This is a genomic window from Aquabacterium sp., from assembly GCF_014378415.1.
GTDB lineage: Bacteria > Pseudomonadota > Gammaproteobacteria > Burkholderiales > Burkholderiaceae_C > Aquabacterium.
Map to the genome: position 1 here is coordinate 1 of NZ_JACMNS010000005.1, position 17,766 is coordinate 17,766.

At 63.0% G+C, this 17,766-nt stretch carries 13 protein-coding genes; 10 read left to right on the forward strand and 3 right to left on the reverse strand.

Features of this window, described 5'->3' with window-relative positions; all coding sequences use genetic code 11:
- Positions 1 to 76 precede the first annotated feature (76 nt).
- The 6 genes from polA (at position 77) to H7225_RS00745 (ending at position 7,826) form a co-directional block, all read left to right on the forward strand.
- Entirely contained in the window at positions 77 to 2,953 is a 2,877-nt protein-coding gene (polA, locus tag H7225_RS00720) for a DNA polymerase I (protein ID WP_290658616.1), read from the forward strand.
- A gap of 94 nt (positions 2,954 to 3,047) precedes the next feature.
- Positions 3,048 to 5,123, forward strand: a complete 2,076-nt coding sequence (gene ppk1, locus H7225_RS00725) for a polyphosphate kinase 1 (protein ID WP_290658618.1) — start codon at positions 3,048 to 3,050, stop codon at positions 5,121 to 5,123.
- 23 nt (positions 5,124 to 5,146) lie between these two features.
- Positions 5,147 to 5,629 carry a histidine phosphatase family protein gene (locus tag H7225_RS00730; protein ID WP_290658620.1) on the forward strand — a complete coding sequence of 161 codons (483 nt, stop codon included), beginning with the start codon at positions 5,147 to 5,149 and terminating at the stop codon, positions 5,627 to 5,629.
- A 146-nt stretch (positions 5,630 to 5,775) separates the two neighbouring features.
- Positions 5,776 to 6,492: a protein TolQ gene (gene tolQ / locus H7225_RS00735; protein WP_290658622.1), complete on the forward strand. Its 717-nt coding sequence runs from the start codon at positions 5,776 to 5,778 to the stop codon at positions 6,490 to 6,492.
- Positions 6,493 to 6,501: 9 nt separating this feature from the next.
- Positions 6,502 to 6,942, forward strand: coding sequence for a biopolymer transporter ExbD (locus H7225_RS00740; RefSeq protein ID WP_290658624.1), 441 nt, complete (start codon positions 6,502 to 6,504; stop codon positions 6,940 to 6,942).
- Positions 6,939 to 7,826 (forward strand): energy transducer TonB, encoded by an 888-nt coding sequence (locus tag H7225_RS00745; protein ID WP_290658625.1) that lies wholly within the window; start codon positions 6,939 to 6,941, stop codon positions 7,824 to 7,826. Before H7225_RS00740 ends, H7225_RS00745 begins: the two co-directional genes overlap by 4 nt.
- On the opposite strand, the gene H7225_RS00750 is transcribed toward H7225_RS00745, so the two are convergent.
- Genes H7225_RS00750 through H7225_RS00760 form a run of 3 tightly spaced genes read right to left on the reverse strand, consistent with a single transcriptional unit; the run spans position 7,807 to position 9,867 of the window.
- Positions 7,807 to 8,634 carry a putative DNA-binding domain-containing protein gene (locus H7225_RS00750; RefSeq protein WP_290658626.1) on the reverse strand — a complete coding sequence of 276 codons (828 nt, stop codon included), beginning with the start codon at positions 8,632 to 8,634 and terminating at the stop codon, positions 7,807 to 7,809. The genes H7225_RS00745 and H7225_RS00750 overlap by 20 nt on opposite strands.
- Positions 8,624 to 9,565: a DUF692 domain-containing protein gene (locus H7225_RS00755; protein WP_290658628.1), complete on the reverse strand. Its 942-nt coding sequence runs from the start codon at positions 9,563 to 9,565 to the stop codon at positions 8,624 to 8,626. Before H7225_RS00755 ends, H7225_RS00750 begins: the two co-directional genes overlap by 11 nt.
- Positions 9,566 to 9,570: 5 nt before the next feature.
- Positions 9,571 to 9,867: a DUF2282 domain-containing protein gene (locus H7225_RS00760; RefSeq protein WP_290658630.1), complete on the reverse strand. Its 297-nt coding sequence runs from the start codon at positions 9,865 to 9,867 to the stop codon at positions 9,571 to 9,573.
- A gap of 211 nt (positions 9,868 to 10,078) precedes the next feature.
- Between H7225_RS00760 and H7225_RS00765 the strand changes: the two genes are divergently transcribed.
- The 4 genes from H7225_RS00765 to H7225_RS00780 all read left to right on the forward strand — a co-directional run bounded on the left by H7225_RS00765 (position 10,079) and on the right by H7225_RS00780 (position 17,680).
- A complete protein-coding gene (locus H7225_RS00765; RefSeq protein WP_366481274.1) occupies positions 10,079 to 12,661 on the forward strand; it encodes an ATPase, T2SS/T4P/T4SS family in 2,583 nt (860 codons plus the stop codon).
- Between the two features lie 229 nt (positions 12,662 to 12,890).
- A complete protein-coding gene (locus H7225_RS00770) occupies positions 12,891 to 14,813 on the forward strand; it encodes a PrkA family serine protein kinase (protein ID WP_290658632.1) in 1,923 nt (640 codons plus the stop codon).
- A 12-nt stretch (positions 14,814 to 14,825) separates the two neighbouring features.
- Positions 14,826 to 16,124, forward strand: coding sequence for a YeaH/YhbH family protein (locus H7225_RS00775; RefSeq protein ID WP_290658634.1), 1,299 nt, complete (start codon positions 14,826 to 14,828; stop codon positions 16,122 to 16,124).
- Entirely contained in the window at positions 16,121 to 17,680 is a 1,560-nt protein-coding gene (locus H7225_RS00780) for a SpoVR family protein (RefSeq protein WP_290658635.1), read from the forward strand. Before H7225_RS00775 ends, H7225_RS00780 begins: the two co-directional genes overlap by 4 nt.
- Positions 17,681 to 17,766 lie beyond the last annotated feature (86 nt).

Here is a 17,766-nt window from a genome sequence, read left to right on the forward strand (position 1 = left end):
CATATGCTGTCGGGCGGTTTCCAAGGCGAGTTCTGACCCCAAGAGGCCTGCGCCAGCAGGCCTCACAATGCGGGCCATGAACGATCTGGCCTCACCTTCCGATGCCCTGCCAACGCTCCTGTTGGTGGATGGCTCCAGCTACCTGTACCGCGCTTTCCATGCCATGCCCGACCTGCGCGGGCCGCAGGGTCAAGCCACGGGCGCCATCCACGGCGTGGTGAACATGCTGGGCTGGCTTCGCGACCACATTGACGCCGACCATGCCGTTTGCGTCTTCGATGCCAAAGGCCCCACCTTCCGCGACGAGTGGTACCCCGAGTACAAGGCCCATCGCCCCTCGATGCCGGATGATCTGCGCGCACAGATCGAGCCCATCCACGAGGTCGTCAAGTTGCTGGGCTGGCCCGTGATGGAGGTGCCCGGCATCGGGGCCGATGACGCCATTGGCACGCTGGCCCGCGTGGCCGCCGCGTCTGGCCACAAGGTGGTCATCTCCACCGGCGACAAGGACCTGGCCCAACTGGTCAACCCGCAGGTCTCCCTCATCAACACCATGGCCAAGCCGCCCGAGGTGCTGGACACCGCCGGGGTGCTGGCCAAGTTCGGCGTGCCGCCCGAGTTGATCATCGATTACCTGACCCTGGTCGGTGACACGGTGGACAACGTGCCTGGCGTCGAGAAGGTCGGCCCCAAGACGGCGGTGAAGTGGCTGCAGGAGCATGGCACGCTGGCCGGCGTGATGGCCGCAGCCAACTCCTTCAAGGGCGCCACGGGCGAGAACCTGCGCAAGGCGCTGGACTGGTTGCCACAGGGCCGCCGCCTGATCACCGTCAAGCTGGATTGCGACCTCACCGGTCACGTGCCCGAGTGGCCTGCGTTGGACGCGCTGGCGTTCAAGGCCCCCGACCTGCCGGGCTTGCTGGATTTCTACACGCGCTTCGGTTTCCGCTCGGCCAAGGCCGAGCTCGAAAAGCTGCTGGGCGCCGGCGTATCGGCTGCCAAGGCCGCGCCGCCCGCCGCCAAGAAAAAAGGCACGGCCAATGTGGTCAATGGCACTCAGGACCTGTTTGGTGCCGGGGCCGCCGCAGATGCAGAAGCGGGTGCCGAGTTGCCTGCCGATGCCTCGGTTGCCGCCGAGCCCGGCATGGACACCCACTACGACACCATCCTGGACTGGCCCGCCTTCGACGCCTGGCTCGTCCGCATCCAGGCCGCGCCGCTCGTGGCCTTCGACACCGAGACCGACTCGCTTGAGCCGATGAAGGCCCGCATCGTGGGCCTGAGTTTTTCCGACCAGGTGGGCTCGGCCTGCTACATCCCGCTGCGCCACGAGGGCCCGTATGCCCCGGTGCAACTGCCGCTTGACGAGGTGCTGGCGCGCCTCAAGCCTTGGCTGGAAGACGCCGACAGCGCCAAGGTCGGCCAGAACATCAAGTACGACACCCACGTGGTGGCCAACCACGGCATCCACATCCGCGGCTACGCGCACGACACCATGCTGCAAAGCTACGTGCTGGAGGCGCACCGCCCGCACAACCTGGGCAGCCTCGCGCAGCGTTTCACCGGCCGCACCGGCTTGAGCTACGAGGACGTGGCCGGCAAGGGCGCCCAGCAGATCCCGTTTGCGCAGGTGGCCGTGCCGGTGGCCGCGCAGTACTCCAGCGAAGACAGCGACCTGACGCTGCACGTGCACCAGACGCTGTGGCCCATGCTGGAGGCCGAGCCGGGCCTGAGGGACATCTACGAACGCTTCGAGATGCCCACCTCGCGCGTGCTGCAGCGCATCGAGCGCAACGGCGTGTTGATCGACAAATCGCTGCTGCAGCAGCAAAGCCACGAGCTGGGCCAGCGCATCGTGCAACTGGAGCAGGAGGCCTACGAGCTGGCCGGCCAGCCCTTCAACCTGGGCTCGCCCAAGCAACTGGGCGAAATTCTCTTCGTCAAGCAAGGCCTGCCGGTGGTCAAGAAGACCGCCACGGGCGCGCCTTCCACCAACGAAGAGGTGCTGGAAAAGCTGGCCGAGGACTACCCACTGCCGGCACGCATCCTCGAGTACCGCAGCATGGCCAAGCTCAAGTCCACCTACACGGACAAGCTGCCGCTGATGATCAACGCTGAAACAGGCCGGGTGCACACCAACTATGCGCAGGCCGTGGCCGTCACGGGGCGCTTGTCCAGCAACGACCCCAACTTGCAGAACATCCCCGTGCGCACGGCCGAGGGTCGTCGCATCCGCGAGGCCTTCATCGCCCCGCCGGGGCACTTCATCGTCTCGGCCGACTACTCGCAAATCGAGCTGCGCATCATGGCCCACATCTCGCAGGACGAGAACCTGCTGCGTGCCTTCGCCGAGGGGCTAGATGTGCACCGCGCCACGGCCAGCGAGGTGTTTGGCGCGCCGGTGGACGAGGTCTCGAGCGAGCAGCGCCGCTACGCCAAGGTCATCAACTTCGGCCTGATCTACGGCATGAGCGCACACGGCCTGGCCAAGAACCTGGGCATTGAGCGCTCAGCGGCGTCGTCCTACATCGAGCGCTACTTTCACCGCTTTGCCGGCGTGAAGCGCTACATGGACGAGACCCGCGCCCTGGCCAAAGCCCAAGGTTACGTCGAGACCGTGTTTGGCCGTCGCCTGTGGTTGCCCGAGATCAACAGCCCGAATGGCCCCAGCCGCGCGGGTGCGGAGCGGGCCGCCATCAACGCGCCCATGCAGGGCACCGCGGCCGACCTGATCAAACTGGCCATGGTCGATGTGCAGAAGGCGCTGGACGCCGAGCACAAGGCCAGCCTCATCATCATGCAGGTGCACGACGAACTGGTGCTGCAGGTGCCGCAAGCCGAGCTGGACTGGGTGCGCACGCAGGTGCCGGCCCTGATGGCTTCGGTGGCGCAATTGCGTGTGCCTTTGTTGGCCGAGGTTGGGGCCGGTCTCAATTGGGAGGCCGCTCATTGACCCAGGCTGCCCGTTAAGCGGTTGTCACAATGTTTGCGTACACTGAGGCGCCCCATTCCGTGTTGTTGAAGGGGATTGCCCTGTCCATGAAATCATGATTCCGTCAGATGAGGTGCCCAAGGCATCAGGAGCCCTGCGCTTGAAACTGCTCAGCCGCGAACAGGCCATTTTGGAGTTCAATCGGCGCGTCCTGGCCCAGGCCCAGCGCGACGATGTGCCCCTGCTTGAACGGCTGCGCTACATCTGCATCGTGTCCTCCAACTTCGACGAGTTTTTCGAGGTTCGCTACGCCGACGTGCTTGAGGCCTCGCGCATGCAGGGCACCGGCATTGGTCCCAAGTACCTGGCCGATGTCTCCGGCGAGGCGCACCGCCTGGTGCAGGAGCAATACCGGATCTTCAACGAGGTCGTGGGCCCGGCGCTCAAGGCAGAAGGCATCGACATCCTCAACCACGCCGACCGCGATCTGATGCAGCGCGAGTGGGTGTCCAGCTTCTTCCACAAGCAGGTGCGCCCGCTGCTGGTGCCCATCGGTCTGGACCCCTCGCACCCCTTTCCACAGGTTGCCAACAAGACGCTGAATTTCATCGCCAAGCTGGGTGGGCGCGATGCCTTTGGCCGCGACAATTCGATCGCCATCGTGCGCATCCCGCGCGTGCTGCCCCGCGTGATCCTGCTGCCCGAAGCCATCAGCCACGGGCGCCAGTCATTCGTGCTTTTGTCCAGCGTCATCCGGGCGCACTTGCACGAGCTGTTCCCGGGGCGCGAGATCCTGTTCTTCTCGCAGTTCCGCGTCACGCGTGACACCGACATTGATGTCGATGAAGACGACGTGACCGATTTGCGCCAGGCTTTGCGCACCAAAATGACCACGCGCCAGTTTGGCCAGACCATCCGCCTGGAAGTGGTCAGCAGTTGCCCGCCCGAGCTGTCCGACTTTTTGCTGGAGCAGTTTGGCTTGACCGAGCAGGCGCTGTACAAGGTCAACGGCCCCGTCAACCTGGTGCGCCTGACGCAACTGATCGACCAGGTGCGTGGCGATGAGTTGCGCTTTCCAGCCTACCTGCCTGGTTGGCCAAAAGGCCTGCCCCAGCAGGGCGGCATGCTGGAGCACCTGCGCAAGGGCGACATCATGTTGCACCACCCTTTCGAGTCTTTCGACACGGTGGTCGAGTTCCTGCGCGAGGCCGTTCACGACCCTGATGTGCTGGCCATCAAGCAAACCATCTACCGCACTGGCAGCGAGTCCGTGCTGATGGAGTTGCTGCTGGAAGCCGTGCGCCGTGGCAAGGAAGTGCTGGCCGTGGTGGAGCTGAAAGCGCGCTTTGACGAAGAGGCCAACATCAACTGGGCCGAGCGCCTGGAGGCCCTGGGGGCCCAGGTGGTCTATGGCATCGTTGGCCTGAAGACCCACGCCAAGATGATGCTGGTCACGCGCCGCGAAGGCACGCGCCTGCGCCGCTATGCCCACTTGTCCACTGGCAACTACAATCCGCGCACGGCGGGTGTCTACACCGACGTGGGCTACCTGACCACCAGCCAGGAAATCACGGCCGATGTGGACATGGTGTTTCAGCAACTGTCCAGCCTGACGCAACTGCGATCGCCCAAGCAACTGATGCTGGCGCCCTTTGGTTTGCAAAAGCAGTTGATCCGGATCATGGCCCGCGTGGGCGAGGCGGCGCTGGCCGGCCTCCCCGCGCGCATCGTGCTCAAGCTCAACTCCCTGACCGACGAGCCTTTGATCGTGGCCTTGATCGAAGCCGGCCAAGCCGGTGCCAAGATCGACCTCATCATCCGCGGTGCCTGCGTGTTGCCGCCCGGCGTGCCTGGTTTCACCGACAACATCCGCGTGCGCTCGGTGGTGGGGCGCATGCTGGAGCACACGCGGATCTTGTACTTCCGCTGGGGCGAGAGCGAGCATGATGAGGCGCTGTACCTGTCCAGCGCCGACTGGATGAACCGCAACATGACGCGGCGCATCGAGGTGGCCTGGCCGGTGCGCGACCTGGCCTTGCGCCAGCGCGTGATCGACGAATGCCTGGTGCCCTACCTGATGGACAGCTGCGACGCCTGGCAGCAGTTGGGCGACGGGCGTTATGAACGTGTGGGTGTGGATGGCCCCAGCGCCCAGCGTGCGCTGATGGAGCTTCACCGCGCGGTGGATTGATCCAACCAGCCAGCAAGACGACCATGGACCTGATCCTCTGGCGACATGCCCAAGCCCAGGCCCTGGTCGCCGAAGACGGCTCGCCCGCATCATTCGCCGATGATTTGGCCAGGGCCCTCACGCCCAAGGGCGACCGGCAGGCTGAGCGCATGGCCGCCTGGTTGAACCAGCGCCTGACCGACACCACGCGGGTGCTGGTCAGCCCGGCCAAGCGCTCCCAGCAAACGGCGCAGGCCCTGGGGCGATCCTTCAAGACGGTGGCCACCATCGCACCCGACGCCTCGGTTGAAGACTTGCTGTTGGCCGCGCGGTGGCCGGGTGGCAAGGACCCGGTGCTGCTGGTCGGCCATCAACCCGCTCTGGGCCTCGTGGCCGCCCGCCTGTTGGCCGGACAAGACCTGCCTTGGGCCATCCGGAAGGGGGCGGTTTGGTGGTTGCGTGGCCGCGATCGCGAAGGCACCCTGGAGGTGACTTTGCACGCCGTGCAGCCCCCCGACTTTCTCTGAGCCTGCGGGCCGGGCGTGATTGCCGGGATAATCGGGGCACATGTGCCCGATGACCGCTTTCCCTCCCGCACCGTGTTCTGCAAGAAGTCTGGCCGGGTGATACCTTGCTGTTCCAAAACCAACAAGCCTCTGGAGGTTGACCGCCCATGAATCAAGACTTGTCCATCATTGAATTGGTGAAGCATGCCAGCGTGGTGGTGCAGATCGTGCTCGTGCTGCTCTTGGCCGTGTCGCTGGCCAGCTGGAGCGTGATTTTCGGCAAGGCCATCGGCCTGAAGCGCCTGAAAAGCGACAACGAAGAATTCGACCGCGAATTCTGGGCGGGCCGCACTTTACAAGAGCTTTACCAGGATGCCTCACGCGCCAGCGGGCCACCGTCGCCGCAAGAGCGCATCTTCGCGGCCGGCATGCGCGAGTTCCTGAAGCTGCGCGAGCGTCGCGTCGTCGATGTGGCCAGTTTGCTCGATGGTTCACGCCGCGCCATGCGCGCCAGCTACCAGCGCGAAATGGATGTCATCGAAGCACGCCTGGATTTTTTGGGCTCAGTGGGCTCGGTCTCGCCTTACATCGGCCTGTTCGGCACGGTGTGGGGCATCATGAATGCGTTCACGGGGCTGTCGAACATGCAGCAGGTGACGCTGGCCACGGTGGCGCCCGGCATCGCCGAAGCGCTGGTGGCCACGGCGATTGGCCTGTTCGCGGCGATTCCCGCCGTGCTGGCGTACAACAATTTCTCGCGCGACATCGACCGCATCGCCACCCACCTGGAGTCCTTCATCGAAGAGTTCTCCAACATCCTGGCGCGCAACACGCAGCCTGCGGCGGGTGCCGAGGCGGCTCGCCCAGCCACCACCGTTCGCTGAGGCCGGGTCATGGCGCAAAGCAATTGGCGAGGTGGGCGCGGCCGGCGCACCAAGAACGAGATCAACATGGTGCCGTTCATCGACGTCATGCTGGTGCTGCTCATCATCTTCATGGTCAGTGCGCCCTTGATGCCCACGGGCGTGGTTGATCTGCCCAGCGTGGGCAAGGCCAAACAGGCGCCTGAAAAAGTCATCGAGGTGGTGGTGGGCGAGGGCGAGCAGGTCAGCCTGCGCATCGACCAGCAAGACAGCGGCAGCATGAAACTGGCCGAGCTGACCCAGCGCGTGAAGGCGGCGCAAGACAGCACGGCCGGTGGCCCCACGGCGGCACCCGTCATCATCAGTGCGCGCAAGGATGTGCGCTATGACGCCGTGCTCAAGATCATGGACACCTTGCAGCGTGCAGGCGTGGCCCGCGTCGGGCTGACGGTGCACACGACCGGGGGATGAGCAGCGTGGCCGTGGCGCGTGCTGAGTTTTTTCGGCCAAAGACCGAAGACACCTTGGGCTTGGGCATGGTCCTGGCCCTGGCGGCGCACCTTTTGCTGGTGCTGGCCCTGGCCTTTGGCGTGAGTTGGCGCACGAACACGCCCGTGATCGCCGAGGCCGAAGTCTGGGCCGAAGTGCCCAAGGCCGCGGCCCCCGCCGAAGAGCCGCCACCACCGCCACCCACGCCGGTTAAAGAAACCCCGCCACCGCCACCCCCAGTGGCGCAGGCCGAGCCTGAACCCGTGCCAGAGCCCGAGGCCGACATCCCGAGCGCGCCCGTGCCCAAGGCCAAGCGCAAGAAGGAGACGCCTGTGCCGCCCGTGGCCAAGGTTGAGCCACCGCCCAAGCCCAAGAAGAAGCCGGCGCAGCCCAAGGAAACCTTCATCAACGAGCCGCCGGTGGTCGCGAAGAAGCCCAAGACCCCGCCTGTGCCACCGACCAAGCCCGCGACGCCCACCGATGCGCCCACCGTGTCATCGGCCGAGCGCGATGCCCGGCGCAAGGTCGCCATGCAGCGCATGATGAAAGACCTGGGCTCGCTGGGCACGTCCGAGCAATCCGCCGGTCCCTCTGCCAGCTACCAAGGCAAGATCAGGGCGCGCATCATCCCCAACATCACCTTTTTGATGGACGAGGGCAATGGCAATCCGACGGCCTGGGTGGAGATCCGCTGCGCGCCCGACGGCACCATCCTGTCGCGCCGCCTGCTGGATCCCAGCGGCTCGCCGGCCTGGGACAAGGCCGTGCTGGATGGCATCGACAAGACGCGCTCGCTGCCCTTCGATGAACGCGGTCGCCTGCCTGACACGGTCTTCCAGATCGGGATCAGCCCGCGGGATCGGTGACGCTCACGCGCCAGATCCAACCTTGGTGCAAGGCCAGCGCCAGCCACTGACCCAGGTCGAAGTCGGCGGGTGCGCTGGCCAGCAGGGTGGACAAAAGGGGGCTGGATTGGGCGGCTGATGGTGCGAGTGCGCTCATCCAGCCCGCCATGCACTTGGGCAATTCGCAGACCTCGGCGCGCCATTCGCGGCGCCACACCACGGCAGTCTCGGCTTGCCTGGCAGCCAGGGCGCGGCGCAGGGTTTTAAGCCGGTCGGCTTCTGGTGGCAGGTTGTCGTGGGTGCTTGCGGTTTGATGCGCCTGCCAGAGGCTGACCACCGGCCAGTCTGACCGGATCACGCTCAAGCCCGGCCGCAATTCAATCCGCAGATCGGCGGGATCTTGCGTGCCCAACAAGGCCAGTGAACCAGGCTCGAATGGGGCATCGCCAGCGTGCTCCGCGGTGTGCCGAGCCCAGTCCAGCCGCGCGCAATCGGGCACATAGGGCCAGTCCTGCATGTCGGGCAGGTCGGCCAGCCACTCAGGCAAGATCTGTCCCCAGGCTGTGAGGTCGCCCTGCGTGGGGGGGTGGTGGTGCCACAACTGCCTGGCCAGCAAGGCCAAGGCCTCGTCGCCCAGCAAGGCTTGCACGGTGGGGTAGGCGGCGGCCAAAACACGTTCCGCCGTGGCGCCGGCATTGCCTTGGTAGGCGGCCCGGCCTGCGCGCAGAGGCTCGCCGTGTTCACGCCAGCCGGGCGTCGCTTCAGGTGCTGCTGGCCAGCCCCACAGGTCTTGCAAGACGCCAGCTTGGCGTTGGGCTTCAGTATTCATGGTGACCTGCCGTGGCCTGCGCGGCGGCGGCCTGAGCGGTGATCACATCCGCTTGCCGGGCCTGGTCCAGCAATACGCCCAGTTCGGGCAGCTTGTGGTCCCATTCAAGCAAGGTGGGCTGTGCGCCAAAGCGATGCACGGCGGCGGCGTAAACCTGCCACACCACCGGTTGCACGATGGCGCTGTGGTCGTCCACCACCAGTTGTCTCGCGGCGGTGGGTGTTTGAAAGCCGGCCAGGTGCACCTCACCCACCAGCCCGGGCGGCAGGGCCTGCACAAACGCCAGGGCGTGTGCGCCTGCAGCCTCCAGGTCTGACGCCAACGTGGCCTCGTCCGAGCTTGATCGGCCCTGGCGCACGGCATTCAATCCATTGACCACGAGGTTGTTGACGTCCAGCAGCAGCTGGCAGCCGCTGCGTTGGCACAGCGATGCCAGGAATTGCGGCTCGGGGATTTGATCGTCCACGTAGCTCAGGTAGGCGGACAGGTTCTCGACCAGCATGGGGCGCCGCAAGCGCGACTGCACCTCGTCGACGTTGCGCACCAGGATGTCGAGTGAGGCGCGGGTGAAGGCCACGGGCAGCAGGTCGCTGGCATGCACGGTGTCGCCGCCCGGCCAGGCGCCCCGGGCAAAGCAGGCGTGGTCGGACACCCGAATGGGATCAATCCGCTCAACCAGCCTGGCCAGCTTGTCCAGGTTGCCCGCGTCCAGCCCGCAGGCCGAACCCAGTGACAGACCCACGCCGTGCAGACTCACGGGGTAGTGCGCCCGAGCGGCAGTCAGCACGGCCAGGGCCGCCCCGCCGTCACCAAAGAAGTTCTCGGAGTGAACCTCGATGAACCCCAAGGGCGGCAAGTGCGCCATCAGAGCCTGGTAGTGCGGCTGGCGCAGGCCGATGCCGGCCAAGGCGCTGGCGGGGATGTCCGCCATCCGCTTTACTTCTTGTCGGCTTTGGCCACGGCGATCTTGGCTTCTTCAGCCGTCAGGCCGCCCAGTTTGGCGCAGGTGCCCTTGGCCACCAGCTTCCATTCGCCGGGCGCCTTGTCCAGCGTGGACTGGCCGGCGCAGGAGTGGCTGCCCGAGAGGTTGGCGCAGCTGTTTTCGCCCGCCTTGGCAATGCCAAAGCACTTTTCCTTGCCTTTTTCAGCGCCCATGTCGGCCGAAGCTTGAGATACCAGGCCCAAAGCCATGACGGAGGCGAGGGCGGAGGACAGCAGTTGACGTTGGTTCATTTTGTAGACTCCAAAGAAGTGGTTGGCAGTGAAGCGGCTGCATCGGCCGCTGATTTCTTGGTCGTTGGGCGCCCGAAAATCTGACACTGGGGCCCCTGATTTCCATTTGCCGTGAAAAACTGCCTCATATGGCAGTTTCACGATCCTAGGCTATTTCATAGCATGGCAACCATTCACGACCGCCGTTGGTGCGTGGAACGTTAGGAGTGTCATGTCTGATTCACCATTGCCGCCGCTGAACTGGGAGGGTGCCTTGAGCCAGCTCGAATCGAGCACGCCCGGGTCGGCCGATTCGGCGGACCAGGATCAGTCGATGATCGACAACGAAAGTGGTGCGTTCCTGTGGCCCACACCGCCTTTCGCCGCTTACCCGGCCGCCCGCCAGCAAACCGAGCACGAAGCCTGCCAAATCGAAGGCCTCAATGGCCGGATCATGAAAGGGCGCCTGAGCTTTTTCGTGCCTGACGAGGAGGTGGCCCACATCCAGGTGCCACCGTCGCGCACCACCATGGCCCTGCGCTTTGGCCAGTTCCGCACCTTGTTGCTCACCAACCCCATCAAGCCCAAGCGGGCGGCGGATGGGCAGGACCCTCACGCCTCCATGCTGGGGCACCGCGCCAGTGTTGACTTCAAGGTGAAGTTCAAGGCCGGAGGGCAGATCGAAGGCCAGACCATGGGCCACCGGGAAGCCGAATTCGGCATTTTTCTGTTCCCGCCCGTGGGTGACGAGGGGGCGGTGCAGCGCTTGTTCGTGGGGCGCGAGGTGTTGGCGGCATTCGAAGTGGGCGGCAAGATCGGCGAGATCCTGGTCAACACGAAGGCGGTAACGCAAGAGCAGGTGGAGCAGGCGGTTGAAGTGCAAAACCAGATGCGCAACCAGAAGCTGGGCGACATCCTGCTGACCCAGCAGGTGGTCTCGCCTGAGCAGTTGCTGGCCGCCATTGAGCAACAGGGCAAGATGCCCATGGTGCGCATCGGCGAAGCGCTGATGGCCCTGGGCATGATCAACCATGCCCAACTTGAAGACGCCCTAGAGCGCCAAAAGCGAGATCGCAGCGTGCCGCTGGGCGAGTTGTTGGTCAGCCAGGGCCTGGTGTCGCGGCTTGACTTGCAAACGGCCCTGGCGCGCAAGATGGGCTACCCCTTGGTTGACCTGGACAAGTTCCCGATCGAGGCTGAAGGGCTGCGCAAAGTGCCGTTCACGGTGGCTCACCGCCTGATGACGGTGCCCTTGCTCCTGCGAGATGGCAGTCTGATCGTCGCGGTTGAAGACCCCAGCAAGCGCCTGACCCTGTCTGAACTCGAATTCATCACCCAGTGCAAGATCGTGCCGGTGTTGGCCCAGCACACCCAGCTTGAATTCGCGATCAAGGACGCGTACAGCAAGATTGGCGCCGACGTCAGCGCCGATGTCTATGGACGCGCCACGAGTGTTCAGAACAGCGACTTTGACGTAGAGCCTCAAAGCTCCAATTCGTTGATGGAGGACCTGGAGAAGCAGAACGAGGAATCCAACTCGCGCGAAGACGACCACCCGATTGAGCAAAGCGACAACTCGCTGGTGCGTCTGATCAACACCATGATCATCGAGGCGCATGCGCAGGGCGTCTCTGACATCCACGTCGAGAGCTACCCCGGCAAGGAAAAGATCAAGATCCGCTTCCGCAAGGATGGTGTGCTCATGCCCTACCTGGAGCTGCCGCCCAACTACCGCAGCGCCATGATCGCCCGCATCAAGATCATGTGCGACCTGGACATCTCCGAGCGACGCAAGCCGCAGGACGGCAAGATCAACTTCGCCAAGTTCGTGCCGCAGCACAAGATTGAGCTGCGCGTGGCCGCCATCCCCACCAACAACGGGATGGAAGACATCGTCATGCGGATTTTGGCCTCGGCCAAACCCTTGCCGCTGGACAATATTGGGCTGAGCCCGAGCAACCTGTCGCGCTTGAAAGAAGCGATGGAGCGGCCTTATGGCCTGGTGTTGTGCGTGGGGCCCACCGGTTCTGGCAAAACCACCACCTTGCACTCAGCGCTCAGCTTCATCAATGTGCCCGAGCGCAAGATCTGGACGGCCGAAGATCCAGTCGAAATCACCCAGCCCGGCCTGCGCCAGGTGCAGATCAATCCCAAGATTGACTGGACCTTTGCCAAGGCCTTGCGCGCCTTCCTGCGGGCCGATCCCGATGTGATCATGGTGGGCGAAATGCGCGACCAGGAAACCGCCAGCATGGGCGTCGAAGCCTCGCTGACCGGCCACTTGGTGCTGTCCACCCTGCACACCAACAGTGCGCCCGAAACTGTCACGCGCCTGATCGACATGGGCCTGGACCCCTTCAATTTTGCCGACTCGTTGCTGGTGGTGCTGGCGCAGCGCCTGGTGCGCCGCCTGTGCGCGCAATGCAAAGTGGCCGAACCCGCCACCGAAGAAGACATCGACATCCTGCTGCGCGACTTCCTGCAGGTGTCACCCAAGGACGTGCCTGAGTTCGATCGGGACCATGTTCACAAGGATTGGGTGGACCGCTTTGGCCGCGAGGGCCGGCTCATGAAGTACCACAACCCGGGCTGCGCTCACTGCAACCAGACGGGCTACAAGGGCCGTGCCGGCCTGCACGAATTGATGTCCATGAGCCGTGAATTGCGCCACATGATCCAGACCGGCGGCCGCGCGGAACAGATCCAGCAACAAGCTTTGCGCGAGGGCATGCGGACCTTGCGGCAAGACGGGATCGAGAAGGTTTTGATGGGCATCACGAGCATGGAAGAAGTGCGTGCCACCAGCAACTCTTGACGTTGTTGTGCCCGTGCCGCACGCTGGCTTTGAAAAAGGTGCAAGATAAGCACCAATGAAGTCACAGATCAGCCCTGTCTTCTTCTGGTTATTCGGGGTATGAACAAGGGGTGATTTCAGCGATCTTTGGTGTTATGGCGATGCTTGTGTGCTCGCGCCGGGCCACCAGACGGATATCCGGCAGTTCACCCTAGCGTCGATGGCTTGTGTCGATGTCTCGGAGGTCTGCATGGACGTGATCAGTAACTTCGCCGCTCGCTACGAGCGCACTCGTGAAGAAGAGTATTCCCTGGAGGAATACTTGGACATCTGCAAACGCGATAAAAACGCCTACGCGACGGCTGCCGAACGCATGCTGCAAGCCATTGGCGAGCCGCAGACGATTGACACCCGCAACGACACGCGCCTGTCTCGCATCTTTGCCAACAAGGTCATCAGAATCTACCCGGCGTTCGAAGAGTTCTACGGCATGGAAGACGCCATCGAACAGGTGGTGAGCTACTTCCGCCACGCCGCGCAGGGCCTGGAAGAAAAGAAGCAAATTTTGTATTTGCTGGGCCCGGTGGGCGGCGGCAAATCGTCGATTGCCGAACGCCTCAAGCAACTGGCCGAGCGCGTGCCTTTCTACGCGATCAAGGGGTCGCCGGTCAACGAATCGCCCCTGGGCCTGTTCGAGCCCACCGAAGACGGACCCATCCTGGAAGCCGAGTACGGCATCCCGCGCCGCTACCTGCAACGCATCCTCAGCCCCTGGGCGGTCAAGCGCCTGGACGAATACGGTGGCGACATCCGCAAGTTCCGCGTCGTCAAGCGCTACCCCAGCGTGCTCAAGCAGGTCGGCATCGCCAAGACCGAACCGGGCGACGAAAACAACCAGGACATCAGCTCCCTGGTCGGCAAGGTTGACATCCGCAAGCTGGAAACCTATGCGCAGGATGACCCGGATGCCTACAGCTACTCTGGCGGCCTGTGCCTGGCCAACCAGGGCCTGCTCGAATTCGTTGAAATGTTCAAGGCCCCCATCAAGGTTTTGCACCCCTTGCTGACGGCCACGCAAGAAGGCAACTACAAGGGCACCGAAGGCTTTGGCGCCATCCCCTTTGACGGCGTCGTGCTGGCGCACAGCAACGAAAGCGAATGGAAGGCCTTCCGCAACAACAAGAACAACGAAGCCTTCCTCGACCGGATCTACATCGTCAAGGTGCCGTACTGCCTGCGCGTGTCAGAGGAAATCAAGATTTACGAAAAGCTGGTGCGCACTTCGTCCTTGTCCAAGGCGCCTTGCGCCCCGGGCACGTTCAAGATGATGTCGCAGTTTGCCATCTTGACCCGCCTGAAGGAGCCAGAAAACTCCAGCACCTACAGCAAGATGCAGGTCTACGATGGCGAGAACCTCAAGGACACTGACCCCAAGGCCAAGTCGCTGCAGGAGTACCGCGACTATGCCGGCGTGGACGAGGGCATGATTGGCGTGTCCACCCGCTTCGCATTCAAGATTCTGTCCAAGGTGTTCAACTTTGACAACGCTGAAGTGGCGGCCAACCCGGTGCACCTGATGTACGTGCTGGAGCAGCAGATCGAGCGCGAGCAGTTCCCGGCGGAGCTGGAAGCCAAGTACATCGCCTACATCAAGGAATCGCTGTCACCCCGTTACGCCGAGTTCATTGGCAAGGAGATCCAGACGGCCTACCTTGAAAGCTACAGTGAATACGGCCAGAACATCTTTGACCGCTACGTGACCTACGCCGACTACTGGATCCAGGACCAGGAATACCGCGACAACGACACTGGCGAGAGCTTTGACCGTGGCGCGCTCAATGGCGAGTTGGAGAAGATCGAAAAGCCCGCGGGCATCTCCAACCCCAAGGATTTCCGCAACGAGATCGTCAACTTTGTGCTGCGGGCGCGGGCCAACAACGGCGGCAAAAACCCGCTGTGGACCAGCTACGAGAAGCTGCGCACGGTGATCGAGAAGAAGATGTTCAGCAACACCGAAGAGTTGTTGCCGGTGATCAGCTTCAACGCCAAGGCCAGCGCCGACGAGGTCAAGAAGCACGAGGATTTTGTCAACCGCATGGTTGAAAAGGGCTACACCGCCAAGCAGGTCCGCCTGCTCTGCGAATGGTATTTACGCGTTCGAAAGTCGTCCTAAAACGGAGTCCCGATGCGGCAACACATCATTGACCGACGGCTTGCTGGCAAAAACAAGTCGATCGGTAATCGCGAACGCTTCCTTAGGCGTTACCGCGACAAGGTTCGCGATGCGGTGCAGCGGGCCATCAATGGACGCAGCATCCGGGACATCGAAAAAGGCGAAGACATCGCGATCCCCAAGCGCGACCTGTCCGAGCCGGTGTTCAGCCACGGCCAGGGCGGCATCCGCGATGTGGTGCACCCGGGCAACCGCGAGTACGTGCGAGGTGACCGCATCGAGCGGCCACCGGGCGGGGGCGGGCAGGGCAGCGGGTCGGGCGAGGCCAGCGATTCCGGCGAGGGTGAAGACGACTTTGTCTTCTCGCTCAGCAAGGAAGAGTTCATGCAGGTCTTTTTTGAAGACCTGGCCTTGCCCAACATGGTCAAAACTGCCCTGGCCGAGATCCCCGAGTGGAAAAGCCAGCGCGCGGGTTACTCCAACGATGGCACGGCCAGCAACCTGCACGTGGTGCGCTCCATGCGCGGAGCCTTGGGGCGGCGCATTGCCCTGGGCGCGGGGCTTCGCCGTGAGTTGAAAGAGCTGGAAGAGCACCTGGCCACGTTGCGCGCCGAGGATGAGGCTGGCGACGCTGCCCTGGTGTTGGAACATGCCCATGAAATCGAGGCGCTGGAAGCGCGCATCGACCATTTGCGGGCTCGGGTGCGCGGCATTCCTTTCCTGGACCCGATCGACCTGCGCTACCGCAGCCGAATCAAGGTGCCAGTGCCCACCACCAAGGCTGTGATGTTCTGCGTGATGGACATCTCAGGCTCGATGGACGAGCAGCGCAAGGAGTTGTCCAAGCGCATTTTCATCCTGCTGTACCTGTTCCTGACCCGGCACTACGACAAGATCGAATTGGTCTTCATCCGGCATCACACGCAGGCGCAGGAAGTGACCGAAGACGAGTTCTTCCACGCGACCGAAACCGGGGGCACCGTGGTGTCCAGCGCGCTGGTGTTGCTGGACGAGATCATCACCGCGCGCTACCCCACCAACGAGTGGAACCTGTACGTGGCCCAAGCCAGCGATGGCGACAACTGGCACCACGATTCGGCCCGTTGCCGCGAGATCCTGGAAAACAAGATCCTGCCCCTGGTGCGCTATTTTGCTTATGTGCAAGTGGCGCAAACGGAGCAAAATTTATGGGATGAGTACATGGGCCTGAGCGAATCGCACAAGCAATTCGCGATGCGCAAGGTGCTGGATGCCTCGCAGATCTACCCCGTGTTCCGTGAACTGTTCAAGAAGGAAGGGGCAGATTCATGAGTGCCATTCTGAAACCTGAGATTCGACCCGAACCCCTGCCAGGCCCGTCGGATTGGTCGTTCGAGCTGATTGAGCAGTACCACGACGTCATCCGGGCCACGGCCGAGCGTTACAAGCTGGACACCTACCCCAATCAGCTGGAAATCATCACCGCCGAGCAGATGATGGACGCCTACGCCAGCGTGGGCATGCCGGTGAATTATCGGCATTGGTCTTACGGCAAGGAGTTCATTGCCACCGAGAAGAACTACCGCCGTGGTTTCATGGGGCTGGCCTATGAAATCGTCATCAACTCCAACCCCTGCATCAGTTACCTGATGGAAGAAAACACCATGGCCATGCAGGCCTTGGTGATCGCGCACGCGGCCTATGGCCACAACAGCTTCTTCAAAGGCAATTACCTGTTCCGGATGTGGACGGACGCCTCCAGCATCATCGATTACCTGGTCTATGCCAAGAACTACATCGCTGGTTGCGAGGAGCGCTATGGCCTGGACGCGGTCGAAGAAACGCTCGATTCTTGCCACGCACTGATGAACCATGGGGTGGACCGCTATCGCCGCCCCAGCAAGCTGTCGTTAGAGAAAGAGCTGGCCCGCCGTGAAGAGCGCGAGTCTTATCTGCAGCAGCAGGTGAACGACCTGTGGCGGACCTTGCCGCGCCGTGTTGACAAGATCGGCGATGACGACGGTGCGCGGCGCTTTCCGTCTGAGCCTCAGGAAAACATCCTGTATTTCATCGAGAAAAATGCACCGCTGCTGGAGCCCTGGCAGCGCGAGGTGGTGCGCATTGTGCGCAAGGTGGCGCAGTATTTCTACCCGCAGCGCCAGACGCAGGTGATGAACGAAGGCTGGGCCACGTTCTGGCACTACACCTTGCTCAACACCATGTACGAAGATGGCCACCTGAGCGACGGCATCATGCTGGAATGGCTCAAGTCGCACACCAATGTGGTGTACCAACCGCCGGTGGGGCACCGCGCCTACAGCGGGCTGAACCCGTATGCGCTTGGCTTTGCGATGTACACCGACCTCAAGCGCATTTGCGAGCACCCCACGGACGAAGACCGGCATTGGTTCCCCGATTTCGCGGGGTCGGCCGAGGGTGCGGCCAAGGGTGATCATGCCTGGCTCAAGACCCTGGATTACGCCATGCGCAACTTCAAGGACGAGAGCTTTGTGGGGCAGTTTCTGTCGCCCAAGGTGATGCGAGATTTCCGCCTGTTCGCGATCCGTGATGACGAGGATGAGCCGGAGTACGAGGTGGCCGCCATCCACGACGAGGCAGGGTACCGGGCGCTGCGCGAGAGCCTGTCACGTCAATATGACTTGAGTGCGCGTGAACCGAACATTCAGGTCTGGAGCGTGAACCTGCGGGGCGATCGCTCATTGACTTTGCGCCACACGCAGCAGGCCAGCAGGCCTTTGGCCGATGGCACGCGCGAGGTGCTCAAGCACGTGGCGCGTTTGTGGGGCTTTCCGGTGCACATGGAAAGCGTCAATGGCGATGGCGAGGTTCGCCAGCAGTGGACGGTGGTGCCTTCGTCCATGGAGTGATGCAATGGTTTTGCGGAGCATGTGGCGTTCTTGCAATAGGCCCCCTATTCAGGCGTTTTTCCGTATTTTGTGGAGTGTGGGCGCAG